General features: G+C 72.4%; 18 protein-coding genes. 7 read left to right on the forward strand and 11 right to left on the reverse strand.

What is annotated here, in order from left to right; genetic code table 11:
- Positions 1-427, forward strand: a 427-nt coding sequence (locus FV226_RS28035; protein WP_187278768.1) for an ATPase, incomplete at its 5' end; no start/stop codon positions are given.
- Between the two features lie 366 nt (positions 428-793).
- Here FV226_RS28035 and FV226_RS15415 read toward each other — a convergent pair.
- From FV226_RS15415 to FV226_RS15440, 6 genes are all read right to left on the reverse strand, one after another.
- Positions 794-2518: an alpha/beta fold hydrolase gene (locus FV226_RS15415; RefSeq protein WP_147763599.1), complete on the reverse strand. Its 1725-nt coding sequence runs from the start codon at positions 2516-2518 to the stop codon at positions 794-796.
- A 7-nt stretch (positions 2519-2525) separates the two neighbouring features.
- Positions 2526-4973, reverse strand: coding sequence for a glycoside hydrolase family 2 protein (locus tag FV226_RS15420; protein WP_147763600.1), 2448 nt, complete (start codon positions 4971-4973; stop codon positions 2526-2528).
- A 12-nt stretch (positions 4974-4985) separates the two neighbouring features.
- Positions 4986-5948 (reverse strand): DUF1839 family protein, encoded by a 963-nt coding sequence (locus tag FV226_RS15425; RefSeq protein WP_147763601.1) that lies wholly within the window; start codon positions 5946-5948, stop codon positions 4986-4988.
- A 5-nt stretch (positions 5949-5953) separates the two neighbouring features.
- Positions 5954-6880, reverse strand: a complete 927-nt coding sequence (locus tag FV226_RS15430; protein WP_246685438.1) for an amino acid--[acyl-carrier-protein] ligase — start codon at positions 6878-6880, stop codon at positions 5954-5956.
- A gap of 41 nt (positions 6881-6921) precedes the next feature.
- Positions 6922-8064 (reverse strand): acyl-CoA dehydrogenase family protein, encoded by a 1143-nt coding sequence (locus FV226_RS15435; RefSeq protein WP_147763629.1) that lies wholly within the window; start codon positions 8062-8064, stop codon positions 6922-6924.
- A gap of 125 nt (positions 8065-8189) precedes the next feature.
- Positions 8190-8444: an acyl carrier protein gene (locus FV226_RS15440; protein ID WP_147754112.1), complete on the reverse strand. Its 255-nt coding sequence runs from the start codon at positions 8442-8444 to the stop codon at positions 8190-8192.
- A 570-nt stretch (positions 8445-9014) separates the two neighbouring features.
- On the opposite strand from FV226_RS15440, the gene FV226_RS15445 reads away from it, so the two are divergent.
- From FV226_RS15445 to FV226_RS15455, 3 genes are all read left to right on the forward strand, one after another.
- Positions 9015-10673: a porin gene (locus tag FV226_RS15445; protein ID WP_147763602.1), complete on the forward strand. Its 1659-nt coding sequence runs from the start codon at positions 9015-9017 to the stop codon at positions 10671-10673.
- Positions 10674-11037: 364 nt separating this feature from the next.
- Positions 11038-12420: a 2-hydroxycarboxylate transporter family protein gene (locus FV226_RS15450; protein ID WP_147763603.1), complete on the forward strand. Its 1383-nt coding sequence runs from the start codon at positions 11038-11040 to the stop codon at positions 12418-12420.
- 121 nt (positions 12421-12541) lie between these two features.
- The gene (locus FV226_RS15455; protein WP_147763604.1) at positions 12542-13492 is read left to right on the forward strand and encodes a hypothetical protein; all 951 of its coding nucleotides are present in this window, start codon (positions 12542-12544) and stop codon (positions 13490-13492) included.
- A 51-nt stretch (positions 13493-13543) separates the two neighbouring features.
- Here the strand turns inward: FV226_RS15455 and FV226_RS15460 are convergent, their stop codons facing one another.
- Genes FV226_RS15460 through FV226_RS15475 form a run of 4 tightly spaced genes read right to left on the reverse strand, consistent with a single transcriptional unit; the run spans position 13544 to position 18483 of the window.
- Positions 13544-14671 (reverse strand): glycosyltransferase family 1 protein, encoded by a 1128-nt coding sequence (locus tag FV226_RS15460; RefSeq protein WP_147763605.1) that lies wholly within the window; start codon positions 14669-14671, stop codon positions 13544-13546.
- A 1-nt stretch (position 14672) separates the two neighbouring features.
- The gene (locus FV226_RS15465) at positions 14673-16055 is read right to left on the reverse strand and encodes a right-handed parallel beta-helix repeat-containing protein (protein ID WP_147763606.1); all 1383 of its coding nucleotides are present in this window, start codon (positions 16053-16055) and stop codon (positions 14673-14675) included.
- Entirely contained in the window at positions 16052-17014 is a 963-nt protein-coding gene (locus tag FV226_RS15470; RefSeq protein ID WP_147763607.1) for a glycosyltransferase family A protein, read from the reverse strand. Before FV226_RS15470 ends, FV226_RS15465 begins: the two co-directional genes overlap by 4 nt.
- Positions 17011-18483, reverse strand: a complete 1473-nt coding sequence (locus FV226_RS15475) for a polysaccharide biosynthesis C-terminal domain-containing protein (protein WP_246691613.1) — start codon at positions 18481-18483, stop codon at positions 17011-17013. The genes FV226_RS15470 and FV226_RS15475 overlap by 4 nt, the downstream gene beginning before the upstream one ends.
- Before the next feature lie 173 nt (positions 18484-18656).
- Between FV226_RS15475 and FV226_RS15480 the strand changes: the two genes are divergently transcribed.
- Both FV226_RS15480 and FV226_RS15485 read left to right on the forward strand, forming a co-directional pair.
- Positions 18657-19262, forward strand: coding sequence for a serine acetyltransferase (locus FV226_RS15480; RefSeq protein WP_187275208.1), 606 nt, complete (start codon positions 18657-18659; stop codon positions 19260-19262).
- On the forward strand, positions 19259-19930 hold the full coding sequence (locus tag FV226_RS15485; RefSeq protein WP_187278769.1) for a serine acetyltransferase: 672 nt from the start codon (positions 19259-19261) through the stop codon (positions 19928-19930). Before FV226_RS15480 ends, FV226_RS15485 begins: the two co-directional genes overlap by 4 nt.
- A gap of 47 nt (positions 19931-19977) precedes the next feature.
- On the opposite strand, the gene FV226_RS15490 is transcribed toward FV226_RS15485, so the two are convergent.
- A complete protein-coding gene (locus tag FV226_RS15490) occupies positions 19978-21159 on the reverse strand; it encodes a DUF1972 domain-containing protein (RefSeq protein WP_246691614.1) in 1182 nt (393 codons plus the stop codon).
- 42 nt (positions 21160-21201) lie between these two features.
- Between FV226_RS15490 and FV226_RS15495 the strand changes: the two genes are divergently transcribed.
- Complete coding sequence (locus tag FV226_RS15495) at positions 21202-21984, forward strand: class I SAM-dependent methyltransferase (RefSeq protein ID WP_238272757.1); 783 nt, start codon at positions 21202-21204, stop codon at positions 21982-21984.
- Positions 21985-21986 lie beyond the last annotated feature (2 nt).

Genomic DNA, 21986 nt, shown 5'->3' on the forward strand with positions numbered 1-21986 from the left:
AGCTCAGGCCAAGGCCCCCTTCCAGCCGCAGGCCGAGACGCGCCAGCCGCCGCGCCCCGAGCCCCGCGCCGCCGAGACGGCGTGGTCGCCCCGGATCGTGCAGCAGCCGGTCGAGGCCCCGCGTTCGAACCCGGAGGCCGAGGACATCTCCGAGCTGATGGCCGAAAACCTGATGCTGAAGGCGAAGCTTCGGATCGAATCCGACCGCCACGGCGAGTTGCAGACCCTGCTCGCCCAGGAGATCCGCGAGCTGCGCAACCACGTGCAGATCGAGATGAACGCCCTTCACGAAATCCGGGCCGAGCGCGATCACTTCCGGGTCGAGCGCGACCAGATCCGCGACGAGCTCGATGCGATGCGCGAGGAGCGCGACCTCTGGCGCACCCGCACCGAGGCGCTGGCCCAGCCGTTGTTCCAGAAGCGCTGAGGCGCGTCGATCGCGGCGAGCCACGGTCGTCGGACACGACGAAGGGCCGCCCTCGCAGGCGGCCCCTTTTGAAAAGCCGAAGGGCCGCCCGTGAGGGCGGCCCTTCCATTGCCGAACCGCGGTCCGGCCGAAACTGTCCCGAGAGTGCCCGGGCGCCCTTAGAAGGAGGCGCCGGAGGCGACGGTCCAGGTCCGGTAAGCCGAAGACAGCGGCTGATGACAATGAGACACTGGATCACCTCCTTTCGTTCGTTGCTGGGATCCCCAAGGTAGGTGGCGGGACGGCCCCTGTGAAGCCCCCCGCCTGCGTTGTCTCGCCGCCCCCCGTGGCAGGCTCCTCGGCCGCCTTCGCGACGCCGATCGGGCGTCAGGGGGGGCCCGCGACGACGGCGGCGACGAGGTCGTTCAGGATCTGGGTCAGCTCCGCCTGCGCGGCGGGGGTGGACAGGTTGTGGTCGGTGCCTGCGACGATCGCGACCGGGGCGCCGAGCCGACGGGCGGCGCGCTCGGGCGTGCGCCCGACATGGCGGCGCAGGGCGGGCAGGCCCGGATCGCCCGCGGTGTAGACGAGGCGCAGATGCGCGCCCCGTTTCCGCATCGTCCCGATCCGTCGCAGGACGCTGCCGCCGGCGGGCCTCGGACGGAACAAGGCCTTCCAGCGGCGGTCGGCCAGGCGGAGGCCGCGGCGCAGGAGCACGCGGCCGATCGCCCGCACGCCGACCTGGCCCGTGAGCAGGCGACGCCACGTGCTGCCGTGACGGAGCAGGGCGGCATAGGTCGCGGCGCTTCCCACCGTCTGGCGCACCACGGCGTCGACGTCGTCCTCCGGGTGCCAGTCGAAGCAGTAGAGGTTGGCCAGGAGCGCCCCGGCGACGCGCGGGTCGCGCCAGGCCGCTTGGAACGCCGCGTAGGCGCCGCTGCAACTGCCGACGAGGACGACCCGTCCGGCGCCCCGCGCCTCCAGGTAATCGAGGGCGTGGCGGAAGTCGTGGAGGGTGTCGGGCGAGAACAGCGGCGAGGCGCCGCCCGGCCGGTCCGCGCTGTCGCCGATGCCGGCGAGGTCCACGCGCAGCGACGGCACGCCCTCGGCCGCGAGGGCGCGGGCCATCCGCGTCGCCTGCCGGCCCCAGCCGGAATGCGCGCTGAGGCCGGCGGCGACGAACAGGATCGTCGGCGCGCCGGTCGCCGAGCCGGCCGGACGGGCGCGGACGCCGAAAAGACCCGGCCCGAACCGGACCGCCTCCTCCAGCCAGCCGTCGCCGGCGAGCTTTGCCGGCGCCGCGACCGGGGGCGCCGCCGTCGGGCGGGGCAGGGCGCCGGCGGTCGCGAAGCCGACCACGTCGGCGAAGGCCGCCTCCGGCGTCTCGGAGAACAACGGGTTGCCGACGAGCTGGGCGAGGCCGGGCAGGGCACCCGAGGTCACATGGGCGCCGAGCGCGGCGTAGCGCTTGGCGAGGGCGTCGGTCTCCGCGCCGAGGATCAGGATTTCGGGCGCCGGGCGGACCTTCGCCGTGGCGAGGTCGATCCGCGCGAGGTCGGCCGCGAGGTCGGGGCCGATCGGGAAGCCGCCGAGCGACAGGTGTCCGGGCGGCTCGGTCGGCACGGTGCCGTCCGAGAGCTGGTTCACCGCGGGCGCCCGCAGCTTCATCTCGCGCAGGTAGCCGCGCCCGGTCCGGCACGGCGCCAGCAGCGCGAGCCGGTCGATCCCGCCCTCCTCGGCGACAAGCGCCGCCAGGGTTCCCCCGAGCCGCAGGCCGACGAGGACGACCTCCGTCGCACCGGCCTCCTCGCGCAGGACGCGCACCGCCCGGCGGATCGCCCCGAGCCAAGCCGCCAGCGTGCCGGCGCCGGCATCCGTGGAATCGCCCTCGCCCGGATAGTCGAAGCGCAGGGTCGCGCAGCCGGTGGCGGCGATCCGCCCGGCGAGGTCCCGCCACGGGCGGTGCGCCGAAAGCTGCTCGAATCCGGTCGCCCCGCACAGGATCACGCCGCGCAGGGCGGTGCCCGGGCTGAACCAGCCGAACAGGCCGTCGACGACGACCGGTTCCGCTTCGGCGGGCGACGGGTTTGGGAGCGGCGGCGCGTGCATCATCGAGGTCTTAGAACTTCACGATCTCGTTTGTGTTCACGGCGCGAACGATCCCGTGCGGATTCCCGCCGCCGACGAGGGCGATGCGGCGGGACGCGCCGGGGGCGAGGTGGAAGCCGTCGTCGGCGGGCCGGGCGCCCGCCTCGGTCTCGATGCGCACGCAGAGCGCGTGGCGGTCCGCCGAGACCCGGAGGACGGGACCGGCAGCACCCGGTTCGATCGCGGCGGCGAGGCCGACCGGGCGCGGCACGGGATCGCGGCCTTGCGGGAAGTGGAAGCTCTCGGCGAGGACGGCGTCGGCGTCCGCATCGACCAGGCTCGCATGGGCGAGGGCGTGCGCCATCGGGCCGAAGCGGTAGCTTCCGGTGGCGTCGAAGAAGCGCCCGAGCAGCGTCGCGCTCGACCAGGTGGCGGAGCCGCGCGGTGCGACCGCGACCGCACGCTCTGCCTTCGCCACGGCGCGCCCCTCGGCATCGCTGAAGACGAGGCGCAGGACGGCGGAAAGCGGCGCGGCCGTCTCGTTGTGGACGTGGAGATGGAGGCCGTTCAGGCCCTCGTCCGAGATCGTCACCTGGACGGGGCGGAAGGCGCGCTTGAGGGCGTACCACGCCGACTTCGGCCGGCCGGCCGCGTCGACGACGCCCCAGCCGATGCCGGGGGCGAGGTCGCGGAAGAACCACACCAGCCCGCCGGCGGTGGGCGAGCGCGCCCGGCGCCACTCGGCGAACACCGCCTCCATCACCTCGGCGCTGGCCGCGCGGGCGAGCGCGCAGTAGCGATCCGGGTCGTCGCGGCGCAGGGTCTCGGGATCGAGCCCGAACAGGTCTTGGATGTAGTGGTCGCGGACCTGCTCGAACTCCCAGTCGGCGCCGCGGTCGCGCGGGACCGTGGCGGCCCAGCCCGGGCTCGCGGGGTCGCAGAGATTCGCCTCCCGCAGGGTCGCGGCGTCGGGGACGTTGGCGAAGGCCAGGCATTCCGAGGCGAAGCCGACCTCGGCGCGGCGCGCATCCTCCAGCGGCCGGCGGTAGGCGCCGACGCCGTAATAGTGGGCGAGCCCGGCATCGGTCGAGAACGGCAGGTCCCCGCCCGACGGCGAGTTCGGCACCACAACGAGGTCCGGCCGCAGGCGGGCGACGCGGGCGGCGAGCACGTCGTCCGACAACCCGCCGGTCCAGGCGTCGCGGGGGAAGCCCAGCATCGCCGCCTGCTGCGCGACCTCGCTGCCGCCGCACAGGACGCAGAGCGCGGGCGAGGCCTGCGTCCGGTCGAGGAAGCCGTCGAGCTCGCCGAACAGCCGGTCCCGGAAGGCCGGGTCGTCGATCGGATAGTCGAAGTTGGCGAGCATCAGGTCCTGGAACACCAGGATGCCGCGTTCGTCGCACAGGTCGTAGAAGGCGTCCGCCTCGTAGAGGGTGATGCCGGACACCCGCAGCATGTTCATGCCGGCCTCCTGCGCCAGCGCCAGCAGCGGGCGGCAAGCCTCGGCGGAAAGGCCGACGAGGTCGGCCGGCGTCCAGCACGCGCCGCGGCAGAACACCGGCACGCCGTTGACCGTCAGGCTCAAGCCCTCGGCGAACGGACGGGCGAGCGCGATCGTGCGAAAGCCGACGCGGCCGAGCGCCAGCACGTGGCCGTCGATCTCGGCCTCGACCGGATGGAGCCGGGGCTCGCCGTGCGTGTGCGGCCACCACGGGGCGACATCCGGGATCAGGACCTCGCCGGCGAAGCAGCCCGCGGAGCCGGCCTCGATCACCGCCGCGGCGCCGGCGCAGCGGAGCGTCAGCCGGGAGCCTCGAACGTCGGCCAGGGCGAGGCGGAGCCGCAGCCGGCCGGTCCCGCCGTCGAGCTCGGCGCGCAGGTCGGCCGACAGCACGCGCGGGACGCCGGCGCCGAGCGCGGTCCGGGTGACGGGGCGGTAGGGGCCGACGGCGTCGACCGCCGGGCACCAGCCGGGCATGAAGCCGAGGAGGCTGGTGCGGACGTGGCGCAGCGATCCGGGCGTCGCCAGCCGCGGTCGCCAGCGCCCGCGGCGGTTGGGCCGGGCGAGCGCGACCTGGAGGGCGCGAAAGCACAGGGCCAGCTCGACCGTGCCGGCGCCGTCCACCTCGACGGCGTAGGCAAGGAACATCGAGCGCGTCTCCAGGCGGAGCGTGCCGTCGACCCAGATCTCGGCGAGCGTCGCTAGCCCCTCGAAGCGCAGGGATTCGCGGCCGTCGAGCGACAGCGTCGTGCGGTACCAGACGTCCGACCCGTGGAGCGGCGTCGGCGCGGCCTCGGACCAAAGGCCGGCCGCGCGGAGCGCCGCCGCCGCGGTGCCGGGAACCTCGGCCGGGATCCAGCCCGAAAGACTCGCCGCGTCGCCGGGACCGGCGCAGGCGCCGGGCGCCGTGACGACGAGCTGCCACGGGCCGTCGACCCGGCGGGGCGGGACGCCGTCGACGGCGTGGAGGCGGGCCACGGCGCCGTGCCCTCAGCGCAGGGCGCGGTCGAGGGCGGCGAAGACGGCGTCGTAGCTCGCGGCCGGGCGTTCGAGGGCGGCCGCGAGCGGCGCGGCGTTGCGGCGGCCGAAGGCGCGGGCGAGCTGGAACTGGAACGCCTTGGTCTCCTGCGCCAGGCGCGTCGCCGCCTCAGCGGTCGCGCCGAGTTCGGCGAGGCCCGAGGCGTCGAGCCAAGCGAGGTGGCTGCCGAGAAGCTCGAAGTTCGCCCCGAGCTGGCGCGTGGTGTTGAAGGCGTAGCTGTGGAACACCGACAGGGGCTGGCGCACCAGATCCTCTCCGGTCCCCGCCAGCGCGTCGCGGAAGGCGCGCACGGGGTTCGTCTTCGGCGCGCGCGCGCGGTGCGCGCCCAGCATCGTGCGGGCGGCCGTCCGCAGGGCGCCGGGTGGCAGGGGCGGGGCCACCACCTTCACGAACTCGGCGTAGGGCGGCAGCAGGGTGGGGCCGAAGATCCCGTCGTAGTCGGCGCCGGAGAGCTGGAAGCGGCCGGCATTGTGAAGGTAGTCGAGGGTGCGACGCCGCGCATCGAGCGCGAGGATCGCGATCGTCGTCTTGGCGTGGTCGCGGCCGTAGGTGGTGCCGGCGGTGTCGGGCAGGTGGATCGCGTCGACCTCGACGAGCACCGGGCAGCCGCGGGTGGCCTGGATTGCGGCGTGGCGCTCGAGCTCGCCGTAGACGGCGAGTTCCTCGAGGCGCAGGCCGTACAGCGCCTCGATGTCGGCCATGGACGGCTTGAAGAAGGTGAACTGGTCGCCCTCGAAGTCCTGCCGCAGGGTGAAGCCGAGCATCGCCTCCGGCTCGAGCCCGCGCCCGTGCAGCAGCTCGATCCAGAGGTCGACGTAGCAGTTGGTCTCCGGCCACGTCCGGTCCTGGGCGTGGAGCGGATGCGAGGCGGGCGCCGGGGCGGCATCGTGGACGAGGGCGAGGGCGGCCGACACCGATCCTAGCCCCAGAGCTGCTTGCGCACGTCCGCCGGCCAGGCGGCGAGGTCGAGGCCGTGGTGGCGCAGCAGCGCCAGCGTGATCCGCTCCAGGCCGAACCCGACGCAAGCCGTGTGGGCGACCGCGCCGTCGGCCTGGCCGATCTCCCAGGTGCTGCCGAAATGGTCCTGGTGGTAGTTGAAGCTCAGGCAGGCGGTGGGCTGCTCCGTGCTGTTGACCGGCACGTTGAGCTCGAACTTCAGCCCCTGCATGCGCTGGTTGTTGGCCAGCATCCGCCCGGCGCGCCCGAAGAAGGGGTCGTTGGCCGGGTCGACCGCCAGCGGCAGGCCGAGGTCGCGCATCATCGCGGTGCCGCGCTCCAGCCAGACCTCGCGGAAGGCCAGCACCTGCTCGGGCGAGCCCATGCGGACGTATTCGCGCATGCGGAACATCTGCATCCGGGTCGGCTCGACCGAGGGCTCGTGGCGGAAGCAGTAGGATTGCAGGTCGAACAGCAGGCCTTCGGCGGGGAGGGGACCGCGGGCGGCGGCCACCGGATAGAGCGGGTAGCAGGCGGCCGGCGTCAGCACGATGTCGGTGCAGGCCTGGTCCTCGGTCCAGTCCTTTCCGGCCTCGACGCAGGCGAGGAGACGCGCATGGGCGGCCTCGTCGCCGCAGAAGCTGTGCACGGTGCCGGCCAGGTTGGGGAAGCCCTTGAGGTAGCCGCTGCGCTCGAAGGCCGGGCGGCTCATCCCCGGCGGGAAGCGCATCCGCTCGGCCCCGTCGGCCGCGCCGAGGCGGGAGACGAGGGCGTCCAGCGCCTCGACCACGCTCTCGAAGTCGCCGCCGCGGCCATAGAGGCCGTCGATCCCGGTGCGTACCAGGTGGCCCCGGTCGAACAGGCGGTCGAGGAAGGAACGCGGTTCCGCTTCGTCCCCGGCGGACGGCAGCGCCTCGAACGGCGTGGAGGTGGGATCGGCCAAGCTGTCCATCACGCGCCCAGGAATGTGCCGCCGCCCTTCTGCACCAGCAGAAGGTTGGCCGTGTTGCTGTGGATACGGTCGTTGCTGATCATCAGCGGCGCCGAGAGCACGTCGCGCAGCGCCCGGCCGAGGCTGAACGGGGTGCCGTTCTTGTAGCCGGCGATGCCGACGATCCCGAGCGCCACCTGCACGATGGACACCGCCACGGTCGAGGCGGTGGTCTTGACGTTGTTCAGGGCGATCGCGAAGCCGATCGAACCGAGCGCCGCAGGCGACCCTTGCGCCTCTTCGTAGTGGCGCAGGCCGCCCTGGATCGTCCCCTTCATCGCCTGCAGCGAACTCGTCGCCTCGGCCAGGCGCAGGGCGCCGGGGGGCACCGTGCCCGGCCGGCGGCGGGCCTCGGCCTGCACGAAGGTCCGCGCCCGGTCGAGCGCATGGCTCGCGATCCCGAACCAGACGCTGCTCCACAGGAGGTGCGAGGCGGCCAGCATCGACTGGGCCGCGATCTCGGCGAAGGGCTTGGGCAGGATCTGGGCGACCGGCACGTCGCGCGCGGCGAGCACGAAGCCGTCGCTGCAGGTGCCGCGCATGCCGAGCGTGTCCCAGCGGCTGGTGCGCTCCAGGGTGAACTGGTCGGACGTCAACGCGACGAGGACCTGGTCGGAGGAGGCGGCCTCGGGATGGCGCCGGCCGGTGGCGAGGATCACGTCGGCGTGGGCGCCGTAGGAGATCACGGTGGCGTCCTTGCGGAAGGCGAACACGTCGCCCTCGGCCTCGACGGCGCAGAGGCTGTTGCGCAGGTCGCCGCCGATGCCGCCCTCGGTGGTCGCCGAGGCGACGAGCAGCTGCCGCTCCGCCACCCGCTGCATCAGCGCGCGGTGCCAGGGGCTCTCGGCCCCGTGGGTGACCAGGCTCGCGACCTTGATCTGGTGCATCGCGAACACCATCCCGGTGGCGGCGCAGGCCTGCCCCAGGCTGAAGCACACTTCCGCCATCCGGCTCATGTCGGCGCCCTCGCCGCCGAAGGCCTCGGGAATCTGGATGCCGAGCAGCCGCTCCGCGCGCAGGGCCGCCACCGCCTCGGCGGGGAACCGCCCGTCGCGGTCGACCGCGTCGGCATGGAGCGCCGCCACCTGCGCCACCCGGCGCATGCGCTCGGCGAAGGTCGGCGCGGGAAGGCGCGATTCGGCGAGAATCGGCTCGGGAGGAATCGTTTCGCCCGGGGCGGGGTCGGCGGCGATGCGTTCGGCGAGCGCGCTCATCTGGGCGAGCGCGTTCATGCGTCCACCGGCTCGACGATCGTCGTGACGGTGCTGCGGATCGCCCGGATCGTCGCGAACGAGGTGCGGTTCAGCAGATGATCGGGGAACTCGATGTTGAAGCGCTCCTCGAGCGCCAGCATCAGCTGCACGGATCCGAAGGAGCACAGCCCCTTGTCGAACAGATCGTCGTCGTCCGAGAGCCGGTCCACTTGGCCGGAGAGGGACTCGATCCCGCCGAGGGTCTCGCGGATGTCTTGAGAGGAAATCATCATACGCAACACCATCTGAACCGAATCCAAGATGCCGGCCTAGACTATGATCGTCAATTCTTACTCGACAATAAAGTTAACTTAATTATTAGTAAATGCCTGAGTTCTCGCATCTAACTCGCTGAAATCAGGTATTCGCCGCCATACGCCACGAGGGCCAAACGCGGTGAGGCCATGACGCGACGTGCAAGATCACGATCCGAAGCATGCCGCAGAGTGAACGAACGACATTGCGCACAATCGGAATGCGAAGTGCGGTCCGGATCTGTGTTTCGACGCGTTCCGCGACGGGATGGGCGAAACAGATTGCTACATCCGTCAGCAAGCTGGCTAAAGGCCAGTCGATTCGTTGCCGTCATGCAACAGCGGCGTCGCACGAGGTCTTGGCGGACGATTCGACATTGCTCGGAGGAACCGGTTCGCACACAGTGATCGGGCACTGGGGGCATCGCAAAAGCGGGCCCGATGAGCCCGCACCCAAAAAGCGGGCCGCACAAGAAACGTACGTCGCGATCGGCCCCGGCCGCGCGACCGTACGATCCTCGGGTCTCGAAGCTTTTGGAGATATCTATGTCGCTCTTGAAGAGCACCCTGCTCGCTTCGGCCGCCGGCTTCGCCGCCGTCGCCGGCGCCCAGGCTGCCGATCTGCCGGTCAAGAAGGCCGCCCCGATCGAATACGTCCGCGTCTGCACCGCCTACGGCGCCGGCTTCTTCTACATCCCCGGCACCGACACCTGCATCCGTCTCTCGGGCCGCGCCCGCCTCGAGGCCGGCTACCAGGCCAGCTACTCCCGCGCCGCCGGCAACGGCGACTTGACCGGCTACCAGGGCCGCATGCGCATCAACGTCGATGCCCGCACCCAGACCGCCTACGGCACGCTCCGCGCCTTCATCCGCCTCGATGCCGGCAGCCGCTCCGGCTACTCGGGCGTCGGCACCTCCGGGACCCAGCAGCGCCAGGGCACGGCCTTCGCCGCCACTGGCGTCGACGGCTTCGGCCGCCTGCAGCAGTACTCGAACGTCGACAAGGCCTTCGTGCAGTTCGCCGGCTTCACCGCCGGTCGCGCCGCGTCGTTCTTCGACTTCTACGCCCACGACTTCGAGTTCGCCGGTGCCACCGCCGGCTCCGACATGGCCTCGACCAACCTCGCCGCCTACACCGCGACGCTCGGCAACGGCTTCTCGGCAACGATCTCGATGGAAGACCCGGCCTATCGCCGCACGCCGATCTTCTCGCCGTCGATCAACATTGCCGGCGTGGCAACCAACTCGGCGCTCGCCAACTCGGGCCTGCTGCTCGGCAGCTCGCCGGTTCCGGTGTTCATCGGCTACACCGGTGCGGTCCCGACCCGCTACAGCACCATCGATGCGATCGAGCGCAGCCGGATGCCCGACTTCGTCGGCGCTGTCCGATACGACGCAGCGTGGGGCTCTGCCCAGCTCTCGGCCGCCGTGCACGAGCTGAACGTCGGCAACGTCGCTGCTGGCGCCGGCACCGGTGCCGGCACGAACGTCAGCATCGCCCACACCAACAACGCCTACGGCTACGCCGTGCAGGGCGGCGTGAAGGTCAACCTGCCGTTCATCGCCCCCGGCGACACCCTCTACCTGCAGGGCGCCTACGGCAACGGTGCGCAGCTCTACACCGGCTACTCCTCGTACACCGGCTCGTTCACGCAGAGCACGACCACCATCCAGGGCCAGAAGTTCGCGCAGTTCTTCTCCGACGCGACGATCAACCCCTTCACCGGTCAGCTCTCGACCTCCGACAGCTTCACCGCCGTCGCCTCGCTTCTGCACTACTGGTCGCCTGAGTGGCGTTCGGCCTTCTTCGGCTCCTACGGCGAGCAGTCGTTCTCGGCAGGCGCCCGCGCCGGCCAGGGCAACGCCTACACGCTCTACAACAACCTTAACGGCACCAACTTCGGTGGCAACTCCGTCGGCACCCCGGGCACCCGTTTCTACAACCTCAGCCAGGCGCTCCGCGACACCTACCAGTTCGTCGCCGGCGCGAGCCTGATCTGGTCGCCGGTCAAGGACCTCGATATCGGTGTGGAAGGCTTCTACACCCAGATCGGCGTCAAGAACGGCCGCGTGATCGACCAGGACAAGGATCCGACCGCCTACTCGACCGCCCGTGTCGCCGCGATCAACGCCGGCGGGTTCGTGCGCACCACCAGCAGCGACGACGTCTTCCAGGTCCGCGCCCGCGTCCAGCGCGACTTCTAAGTCAGGCAGAGACGTCGCGCGGTCCCCGAGGGAACCGCGCGACGCGGGGCTTCGAGAGACCCACGGCACGATCGAGGCCCGGCTGCCGCAGCCGGGCCTTTTTCGTGCCGGGCCGTGCGCGTCGTCGCAGGTTTGAGACAGTCGCGGCGGTCTCTCCACCGGCACGCGCGGGAGGCATTGACCTTCGAAGCCGCTTCGGGATGAGATCAAAGCGTCGCCGGCAACGTCCGGCCCGCCCGAGTCGGACCGAACGCGGTCTCATCCGTCCGCGATCCGATCTCGATGTGCCGCACGCCCGGCAGGTCGCCGCCGGCGGCAGGACTGGACCGGCCCGCCAAGAGGCCGGATCTTCGGAGGAAACCCCGTGACGCGCCCCACCTCACCGCCGCTCGCGGATCGACCTGTCTCGGCCTCGGAGCCGTCGCGCCGGTTCTGGCCTCTCGGCTGGTGGCGGCTGGTCGACACCCAGATCGGCATCATTCCGCTGCCGATCTATGTGATCGTCGCGGTGCTCCTGGCGATCCTGACCGCCGAGGGCGAGATCCGCCCCGACGGCCCGACGATGATCGCCGTGCTGGTGCTCGGCGGCTTCACCTGCGCCGAGATCGGCAAGCGGCTGCCGATCCTGCGCAACATCGGCGCGGGGGCGATCTTCGCGACCTTCGTGCCGTCGGCGCTTGTCTATTACAAGTTGATCCCGCCGCAGGTCGAGAAGGCGATCGTCGACTTCACGAAGTTCACCAACTTCCTCTACATCTACATCGCGGCGATCATCGTCGGCTCCATCCTCGGGATGGACCGGGACGTCCTGATCAAGGGGTTCCTGAAGATCTTCGTGCCGCTGGCGGTGGGTTCGGTTGTCGCGGCCGCGGTCGGGACGCTGGTCGGGACGATGCTGGGCCTGGGCGCCCACCACACCTTCTTCTACATCGTCGTGCCGATCATGGCCGGCGGCGTCGGCGAGGGCGCGATCCCGCTCTCGATCGGCTACGCCCAGATCCTCGGCCAGCCGCAGGGCGACGTGTTCGCCCAGGTGCTGCCGCCGGTGATGCTCGGCAGCCTCACGGCGATCATCCTCTCGGGCACCCTGAACTTCGTCGGCAAGCGCTATCCCGGCCTGACCGGCGAGGGAAAGCTTCAGCCCGACCACGACGGGACGCTCCCCGGCGACGCGGTCGCGAAGGAGGAGGCCAATTCCGGCCAGGTCGACGTCTCGACCATCGCCGCCGCCGGGCTCACCGCGATCACCCTCTATCTCCTCGGCGTGATGGCCCACCACCTCACCGGCCTGCCGGCGCCCGTGGCGATGCTGTTCCTGGCGGTGCTGGCCAAGCTCTCGAGCGCGGTCTCGCCCCATCTCCAGGCCGGCGGCTTCGTGGTCTACAAGTTCGTGCAGACCGGCATGACCTATCCGCTGCTCTTCGCCATCGGCGTCGCGCTCACCCCGTGGGACAAGCTGATGGCGGCCTTCACCGTCACCAACCTGATCACCATCGTCGCCACCGTGACCACGCTGATGGGCACCGGCTTCGTCGTCGGGCGCCTGCTCGGGATGTACCCGATCGAGACCGCGATCGTGAACGCCTGCCATTCGGGGCAGGGCGGCACCGGCGACGTGGCGATCCTCACGGCCTCCAACCGGATGGCGCTGATGCCGTTCGCCCAGATCGCCACGCGGATCGGCGGCGCGCTCACGGTGACCGGCACCCTGATCACCCTGAAATGGCTGACCGGCATCGCGGGCTGACCTGGCCCATGAGCGCGGGAACCGGTGCGCTAAATACAACCCAGGGTTAATATCACCTTCACCCTCTGCCGCCACTCTGGTTCGGGACCGCCGCCGGCGGCCCGAATCGGAACGCTCCCTGATGCTCGCGACAGCCCGAGACCTCATCCGGCCGAACCGCTCCGGCACGATCCGCCCGCGCGACGCCGAAGCCCGCCACGCGTCCGGGCTCGTCGGCCGCGATGCGCTCGTCTGGCGGATCCGGGTCCTGGTGACCGAAGCGCGGCAGCCGGTGTGCCTGTCCGGCCCGTCGGGCAGCGGCAGCACCGCGATCGCCGCCGCCGTCGCCGACGCGCTGGCGCGCCGGACCCGCGTGCTCGGCCTGCGCTGCACGCCCGAGACCACCTTCGCGCGTCTCACCGAGATCCTGGCCGAAGGCCTTGACGCCAGGGATGTTTCCGGCCCCGTCGCCATCGTTCTCACCGATATCGGGGCGGTCGCCGAGCCCAACTTCCTGCGGGCGCTCGCGCATCTCGCGGCCGGGATGCCGCAGCTCGGCTGGCTGGTCGCGGGCGCGCCCAAAAGCGTCGCCGGGGCGCAGGCGGTCCCGATCCCGTTGCTCTCCGAATCGGAGACCGCCGCCGCCTTGGAGGCGGTCGTCGCCCGGCGCGCGGCCGCGATCTCGAAGATCGGCCGCAGCGCGGCGGCGACGCTGTGTCGAGGCCTGCCGGGCCTCGCCGACCGCCTCGTGGCGGAGGCCTGGGCGGCCGCCGGCACGGCGGGCGACGACGCCATCGGCCTGCCGCACCTGCGCGCGGCCGCCCGCGCCCTGGTCGGACCCGAGGTCGCCCTGGACGCGCCGCCCCTGCTCCGCGCCGCCGCCCGCACGCCGACCGGTCCCGACGGCAGCTTCCCGCGCGCCGCCCTGGCGATCGCGCTCGAACGCGCCGGCGAGGCGACGGACCATGGCTTCGCGCCGGACCGCGACCCCGCCCTGATCGCGAGCGGCCGCGGGCGCCTGCGCTTCGCCGACGACGCGGCCGCCGCCCGCCTCCTGCTGTCGGAGTTCGGCTGGACGTTCCATCGCGGATGACCGAGGGGGCCGGCCCCCTCGGCCTCTTGGGGGCCCGGGATGGTGGGTCCCTCAGTGCGACTTCACCAATCCGCGCACGGGCTCCGCCGCCGCTTCGCGGGCCGGGAAGGCGCGGCGCATCGCGTCCACGAAGGCGGTGGCCGGGCCGTCCCAGTCGTGGCGGGCGACGTGGGCGCGGGCGCGGGCCGCGTCGAAAGGCAGGCGCCCCTCCACCGCCGCCTGCATCAGGGCGGCGAGGCGCTCGATGCGGTCCGGCGCGTCGAGGTCGAAGTAGCTCGCCGCGTCGCCGCCCGATTCGGGGATGGCGGTGACGTTCGAGGCGATCACCGGCGTGCCGAGCGCCAGGCTCTCCAGAACCGGGATGCCCCAGCCCTCGCCGGCGCTCGGGAACACCAGGGCGGCGGCGTTGGCGTAGAGGTCGCCGAGGCCGCGGTCGTCGATTCCGGCCACGTGCACCACGTCCGCCATGGACGAGAGCCGCGCCAGCGTCTCCGGGTTCTCCCCGTCGGGCTTGCCCACCACCACGAGGCGGGCGGCGCCGGGGCTGAGCCGCGCGAAGGCGTCCAGCGTCAGCGCGAGGTTCTTCCGCGGCTCCAGCCGCCCGACCATCATCAGGTAGGGGCGCCCGTCGCGGATCGGCGACCGGGTGATCGCCCCGGTGCGGGGCGGACTCGTCCCGCAGCGGACCTCGACGATGCGGTCCGGATCGATCCGGTAGGTCCGGGCGATCGAATCGCGGCTGTAGCGCGAGATCGTCACGACGAGGCGGGCGCGCTTGGCACTGATCCGCGTCAGCAGGCGGGTGCGCCAGCGCATGCCGAAGGCGAAGAACGCCGGATGGGTCTCGAACAGGATGTCGTGGACGACGACGACCTGGCGCGCGCCCGGCACCAGCGGCGGCGCGATGTAGGTGGTCAGCAGGGCGTCGATCCGGTCGCGGTGCACGAGCCAGGGCCAGACCGCCAGCAACCGCAGGGCGCGGGGCACACGCGGCAGCCGGACGTGCTCGACGTTTGCGCCCGCAATCATCGTCGCGGCGCGCGCGGGGTCGTCGGAATAGATCACGTAGGTGGCGTCCGGGTGGCGCGCGACCGCGCGGCCGACCACGTTGACGAGCCAGGTGCGGCTGCCCTGCATCTTGCCGACGAGGACGTGGGCGTCGATTCCGATCCGGGTCATGTCACGGGCTCCGATAGGCGCCGAAGGTTGGGGCCTCGTTGGGGGCGTAGGGGCGGCCGATCAGGTCGCGCGTCGCACCGAGCGGGATGCCGGGACGCGAAAGCGCACGCGTCAGCGCGAAGCCGTTCGCGAAGGGCTTCGTGGGGTCGGCGAAGGCCGGCGCCTCGGTGAGGTCCGTCGCGGGCGCTCCCAGCGGCAGCGACGCGCCGTCGTCGGTGCGTGCGGCGCCGTAGGCGTAGAGCCAGCCGCCGGGCGCGTGCCGCAGCAGGTTGGGGCCGATGGCGTTGCCGCGGCCGGTGCTCGTCGCCTCGACGACGATGGAGGCGACGCCGCCCCGCGTCGCCACCACGATGTTGTTGAGCACCCGGTTGTCGACCGTGCGGCCGACCTGCTTCGTGTAGTCGCTGGCCAGCACGATCTCGCCCTTGTAGGCGTGCCGCCCGCCGGAATCGGCCATGTTGCCGACGACGGTGTTGTTGGACACGAGGGTCCGGCCGGCGTCGAACAGGTTGATGCCGGCGCCGTCGTTGCCGGTCGTCACGTTGAAGGCGACGAGGTTGTCGTCGCACCACTGATCGACCTGGATGCCGTTGCCGTCCTGGCCCGTGGTCTCCCGCTGCCCGGTGACGACGTTGTAGCGGATGGTGTTGCGGTCGCCCGCGTCCTGCCCCGCATCCTTGGCGTAGACGTGGATGCCCGAGGTGCCCGACATCGAGACGCCGTTGTCGTGGACCCGGTTGCCCTCGACGACGTAGCCCGACCCGTTGATCTCCATCCCGTGGATGCCGCTGCCGGAGACCGTGTTGCTCGCGATGATCGTCGGGTCGTCGGGGGGCGCGTTGATCACGTCCACGGCGATGCCGTGGGTCTTGTTGCCGGTGAGCCGGTTGCCGAGGATGCGGTGCCCCGCCCCGGAGCCGTCGCCGATCCAGATGCCCAGCCCCGAGGCGTCCACCGCCGAATCCCGGACGGTGACGTGGTGGCTGCCCCGGCGCAGGATGAAGCCGGAATTCACCGCCCCCCGCACCGTCAGCCCGGACACGGTGACGTAGGCCGCGTCCTCGAACACCACCGAGTTCGACAGCACCGGCTCGGTGCCGGGCACAGCAGCCACCGTCACCGGCGCCTCGGCGGTGCCGCGGGCGCTGACGACGACCACGCCGTCGAAGCGGCCGCCCTTGACCAGCACCGCGCTGCCGGCCGCCAGGCTCGCGAAGGGCACGGCGGACAGTGCCGCCACCGTCCGGTAGCCGGGCATCGTCGCGCCCGCCGGGTCGACGAGGATGCGCTGCAGGCTGGGGGGCTCCGCCGGCTGGCAGGCGGTGGAGGCCGCCAGCATAGGCAGGAGCGCGACGATCGCCGTCGCCCGGAGGCGGATGCTCATGCGGCCTCCGCGAAAGCGCGGGCGATGGCGAGCCGCTTGCGGCGCTGGAACAGCCGCCGCCACACCGTCCGCCCGGCGGCCGGGCTGAGGCGGGTGAGCGAGCGCGCCGCCGCGCGCCAGCCGGGCAGGGCGACCTCCGGCATCACGAGGTCGGCCAGCGCGTGGCGGCGCGCGCGACCGAAGGGTTCTGGGCCGACGAGCCCGAGGCGGGCGAGGTCCAGGGCGAGGTCGGGGCGCTTGCGGTACCACAGCACCAGGGCCGCCCCCTCGCGCTCGGCGATCGCCAAGTAGGCCGCCTCGTCGAGGAAGTGGTGGTGGTAGGCCAGCGCCTGCGGCTCGTAGAACAGGCGCATCCCGCGCCGCGCCAGCCGCTCGCCGAGCTCGATGTCCTCGTGCCAGGTCAACTGCTGATCGAAGCCGCCGGCCTCGCGCAGAAAGCCGGCATCGACGCTGACGTTGCAGGTCAGGAACGCGTCCCAGCCGAGCTCGACCTTGCCGGCGAGCGCGTCGTAGGAGGCGTCGTGGTGGAGCGCCGCGAACGGCGAGAACGGCAGCGCCGGGTCGATCGTCATCCGCCCGAGGATCGCCGTCTCGCGCCCCCCCCGCCGGGCGTGGGCCGCCAGGTGCGCCGCGACGAGGTTCGGGCCGGGGATTGTGTCGTCGTTGACGACGAGCAGGCGCGTGCCGCGGGCGGCCTCAATCGACCGGTTGCGGGCGGCGTTCGCCCCCGCGTTCTCCTGGCGCAGGTGCACCACCGGCCGCCGAGCGGTCGCGACCGCCCGGCTGATCACCGCGCCGGTGCCGTCGAGGGAGCCGTCGTCGCAGACCACGATCTCGAAGGCGGCTTCCGTCTCCTGGCGATCGAAGGCGGCGAGGGTCAGCCGCAAGGTCTCGGCGCGGCCGTAGGTCGGGATGATCACCGACAGGATCGGGGTGTCGGCGGGCGTGTCCGGCGTCATGACGAGGCTTCCGGGCTGGAGAGTTGCGGGCTGGAGAGTTGCGGGCTGGAGAGTTGCCGGCTGGAGAATTGCGGGCTGGAGAATTGCGGGCTGGTGAGGGAGGGGCCGGCGAGGGGATCGCGCGGGCGCAGCCAAAGGCCGCCGGCGAGCGCGAGCAGCGCGCCGGCCGGCAGGGCGACGGGGGCGAGGGCGGCCGGGCTCGCGAGGACGCAGGTCGCCATGGCGAGGGTCGGCACCAGGATCGCCGGCCAGTCGCGGGGCAGGAGCGGTGCCCCGACGGACCGGCGGAACGCGAACACAACCACCGCGAGCATCGCGAACTCGGCGGCGAGCGCCGCGAGCGCGGCGCCCGTCGCGCCGGCCCGCGGCACCAGCACGAGGCAGAGGACGGCGTTCACCGCGCAGCCGGCGGCGCTGAACGGCACCGCGAAGCCGGTGCGGCCGAGCGCGACCAGGGCCGAGAACAGGATCGTCGCGGCGATCATCGCCGCCGCCATCAGCGCGGCGATGCGCAGGACCGGCACGCTGGCCGCGTAGTCCGGCCCGAACAGCAGGCGGACCAGCGGGTCGGCCAGCACCCAGGCCGCGATCACGCCGGGGCCGGCGACGGACAGGACGAGGCGCAGCGCAAGGCGGGTCTGCGCCGGCAGGGTGCCGGCGCCGACGGCGCGCCCGAACACCGGCAGCAGCGGCGCGGCCAAGGTGATCGCGACGGCGACCCCGAGCTCGAAGAAGCGGTAGCCGGCGGTGAACAGCCCGACCTCGGCCGCCCCCGCGAAGGCGGCGAGCGCGAGCAGGCCGATGCGAGCGTTGAGCGTGCCGAGCGCGTTCGAGACGCCGACGCCGGCCGCCCCGCGGATCGTGGCGAGGCCGTCCGTAAGAGCGGCGACGCGCAGCGGCACGAGCCGTCCGGCGAGCACCAGGGCGATGGCGCCGTAGGCCGTCCCGGCCGCCACCGCGACCAGGGGCAACACCGCCTCCGGCGCGTCGAGGGAGAGCGCCAGCGCGGTCCCGACGACCAGCACGGCGGCGTTGGCGAGGGAGGGATAGGCCGACCAGCCGGGCCGGCCGCAGACCTGGAACAGCGCGTCGAGGAAGCGGGCGGCCACGAGCGGCATGGCGAGCGCCGCCAGCGTCAGCGCGGGCCGCGTCGGCGCCGGCAGCAGCGGCAGGGCGCAGAGCAGCGCGAGGCCCGTTCCCGCCCCGAGGATCAGCCGGGCGGAGAGCATCGCGGCGAGGGCGGCGGCCCGCGCGTCGGGCTCGCAGGCGCCGATGCGGGCGGCGAAGGTCAGCGTCGTGCCGAAGTCGGCGGCCATCAGGGCGATCGCCAGGGCGGCGAGCGCGATGCCGTAATGGCCGAGCACCACCGGCCCGGCGACCTTCGCGACCATCACGAAGGCCGCGAAGCCCGCCAGCAGGTAGATCCCGCGGCCGGCCGCCTGCCCGACGAGGTTGATGCCGTAGCGCATCCCCCTCCGGTCTTGGCCCGTGTCGGTTCGATTCACCACCATACGCATCTTTCGGTGATTTTCGCCGGAAGAATGCTACCTACGATTGTAGGATCGCACGGCCCGGACGGGCATACCGCGAACACGCCCTATGGTTGCGTCTATAAGTATTATACAACCGTAAAGAGAGTGGCATGCCCAAGTCAGCCGACGTGCTCGCAGCCCGTGACCTCGCCGGAACCGATCCAGGCGGCGTCGCCGCGATCTCCTGGGCGGAGACGCGCGCGGCGCTCCGCGCCGACCGGGCGCATTGGGCGCGCCGCATGCCCGGGCCGGTGCGCCTGCGCCGCGGCTACCAGGCGATCTGGCTCTATCGGATGTCGCGCTACGCCCACGAGAACGGCTGGCGGATGGCGGCGTGGCTGCTCTGGATCGTCAACGGCTGGCTGACGGGCTCGGACATCCCGCCCTCGACCCGGATCGCCGGCGGGATGTTCCTGCCCCATCCCTACGGCACGATCATCGCGGGCGCCGTCGGGCGCGACGCCGCCTTCGGCTTCCAGGCCTCAATCGGCGGCCTCTACAAGACGCCGGACCGCGACGTCGGCGGCGGCCCCGGCCTGCCCCGCCTCGGCGACGACGTCGTCCTCGAGCCGGCCTCGATCGTGCTCGGCGCGGTGCTGATCGGCGACCGCGCCCGTGTCGGGCCGCGCTGCCTCGTGCTCAAGGACATCGAACCCGACACCGACCTGGCGCCGACCGACTGGCGTGCGCTGCCGGGACGGGGCGTCGCGTCGTGAGCGACGCCCGGCCCCTGCCCGAACCGGACCTCGACCACGCCCGCCCGGCGGTGATGCGGCGGATGCTGGCCGCCGACCTCGCGCGGATCGTGCGCCAGATCAGCGGCGACAGGCCGATGTCGCGCGCGCGCGCGGCGATGATGGTGCTGCTGCCGGCAATGCAATGCGCCGCGTTCCACCGGGTCGCCCACCTGCTGCACCTGCGCGGATGGCGGCGGAGCGCTGCCGCCGTCGCCGGGCTGTCGACGCGCCTCACGGGCGCCTCCTTTCACCCGGGATCGCGGATCGGCCCCGGCTTGTTCGTGCCCCACCCGGCCCGGATCGGCTTCTGTGGCACGGCGGGGCGCGACCTCGTGATCCTGCCGGCGGTGGTGGTCGCGCCCGCGCGCCCGGTGCTGGCCGCCGACCCGTTCCCCGCGGACGCGCCGCGCCTCGGCGACGGCGTCGTGGTCGGCGCCCATTCGCTCGTCCTCGGGGCGGTGACGGTCGGCGACGGGGCGATGGTCGGCGTCGGGGTCGCCACCCTGCGGGACATCCCGACCGGGACCGTATCGGTCCAGCGCCTGCGCCAGACCAGCGTCCCGACCCGCGAGCCGGATCCTGTGCTCGCCGAAGACATCACGATCGCGCAAGCCTCCGGGCCCGCCCGGGACAGGAGCGCCGCATGAGACGCCCCCGTAACCTCTATCACCGGGCCGGGGGCCATCCCGTGGCCTCAGCCCGCGACCTCGACGCGGGCCGCGGACCGGCGGCGGGCGCGGGTTTCGGGGAGCTGCGCCCGCAACACCCGCTCGTAGGCGTCGACGATGCCGTCCCAGGCAAAGGCCTCGGCGTGACGTGCCCGCGCGCCGGACGACATCGCCGCGAGCTGCCCGGCCGGGGCGCGGGCGAGCCGCACGATGCCATGGCGCAACTCGGTCTCGTCGCCGAAAAAGGCGGCGTCGGGTCCGGCCACCCAGCGGTTGAAGACGTTGTCGTGGGCGAGCACCGGCGAACCGGCGCCGAGCGCCTCGACCAGCGAGGGGTTGGTGCCGCCGACCGTGTGACCGTGGATGTGGAAGCGGGCGTGCCGGCGCAAAGCCGCGACGCGGTCCGCCTCGTAGATCGCGCCGGCGAAGATCACGTCCGGCCCGGCGGCCGCGCGCACCGCCCGGTGGTAGGCGTCCGCCTCCGAGAGTTTGCCGAGCACCACCAGGGGCAGGCCAGGGCTCACCTCGCTCCAGGCGCGGACCACCTGCAGCACGAGGTTCTCGGGCACGATGCGGGCGATGGCCAAGCCGTAACGCTGCGGCTCCACCCCGAGGGCGGCCAGCGATGTTGCCGGCGCGTCGGCCACGGGGTCGGCCCCGTAGGCGATGGTGGTGATGCGCCGCGTCGCGTTCACGCGGGCGAGGTGCCGGGCGATCTCGGGATGGTCGGCGACGAGGTGCGTCGAGAACAGGCTGCCGCAATGCTCGTTCAGCCAGAACCAGACCTTGGCGGGCCTCGACCAGCGGTCGCGGCGCCACTCGATCCCGTCCATGTTCATCACGCTGCGCTTTCCGGTGAGCCGGTAGAGCAGGGAGAACGCGGCGGTGTTGTAGCCGAGCACCAGCGGCAGGGCGGGGCGGAACGCCGCCCGCAGGGTGCATTTCCAGTCGAACAGGATCGTGGCGAGCGGGCCGTCGCCCGACGCCTGGACCGGGATCAGATCGACGCCGCGCCAGGTCGAGGGCGCGGTCGGCCGGTCGACCTGGCAGTAGACCTCGACCCGCCAGCCGCGGGCGACCAGCTCCAGCGCGAGCCGTTCGGCCAGGGTCTCGAAGCCGCCATGCGCCGCGGGGACGCCCCGCGTGCCGAGGATCGCCACCGCCGGGCGCGCTGCGCCGGCGTGCCGCCCGCCATCGGACGCCCGCACGCGGCGCGTCCCCACCACCCCATCGCTTGAGGAGGACGATTCATGGGCCACGACACCCTTCTGCGCCAGGACGCGATGCCCCATCGAGAGCCGGTCACCGTCGAGGAGCGGCTTTTTCGCGAGATGGGAGCCGGGGGCTATTCCCGGCAGGACCACCGGATGGAGTACATCGTCCGCGTCAACACGCTGCTGCGCCCCGACATGCGGGTGATGGAGTTCGGCGCCGGGCGCGGCAAGTGGAGCCATGACCCGGTTCCACTGCGCCGCCAGCTCGGGGACTTCCGCGGGCGCTGCGCCCACGTCACCGCCTGCGACGTCGACGAGGCGGTGCTCGGAAACGAGACGGCGGACGCCGTCAAGCTCGTCGGCCACGACGGGCTGCTGCCCTTCCCCGATGCCAGCTTCGACCTGATCTCGGCCTTCTCGGTGCTGGAGCACATCGAGACGCCCGAGCGGACGGCGCAGGAGCTCGGCCGCATCCTCGCCCCCGGCGGCTGGCTCTGCGCCTGGACGCCCAACCGCTGGGGCTATGTCGGGGTCGGAGCCCGGCTGGTCCCGAAGCGGCTGCACGCCCGGGTGCTGCGCCTGGTCGAGCCACGCCGCGTCGAGATCGACTCGTTCGTGCCGCTCTACACGATGAACACGGAGGCGGCGCGGAAGCGGCTTTTCCCAACTGACCGGTTCGAGCACTTCACCTACGCGTTCGACGGGCAACCGTTCTATCATGGCGAGAACATCGTCCTGGGCAAGTTTTGGGAGTTGCTGTTCCGGCTCACGCCGGGTCCGTTCAAGGGCTATCACATGGTCTTCATCCGAAAGCGCTGAGC

This window comes from Methylobacterium sp. WL12 (assembly GCF_008039475.1).
In the GTDB taxonomy this organism is placed as follows: domain Bacteria; phylum Pseudomonadota; class Alphaproteobacteria; order Rhizobiales; family Beijerinckiaceae; genus Methylobacterium; species Methylobacterium cerastii.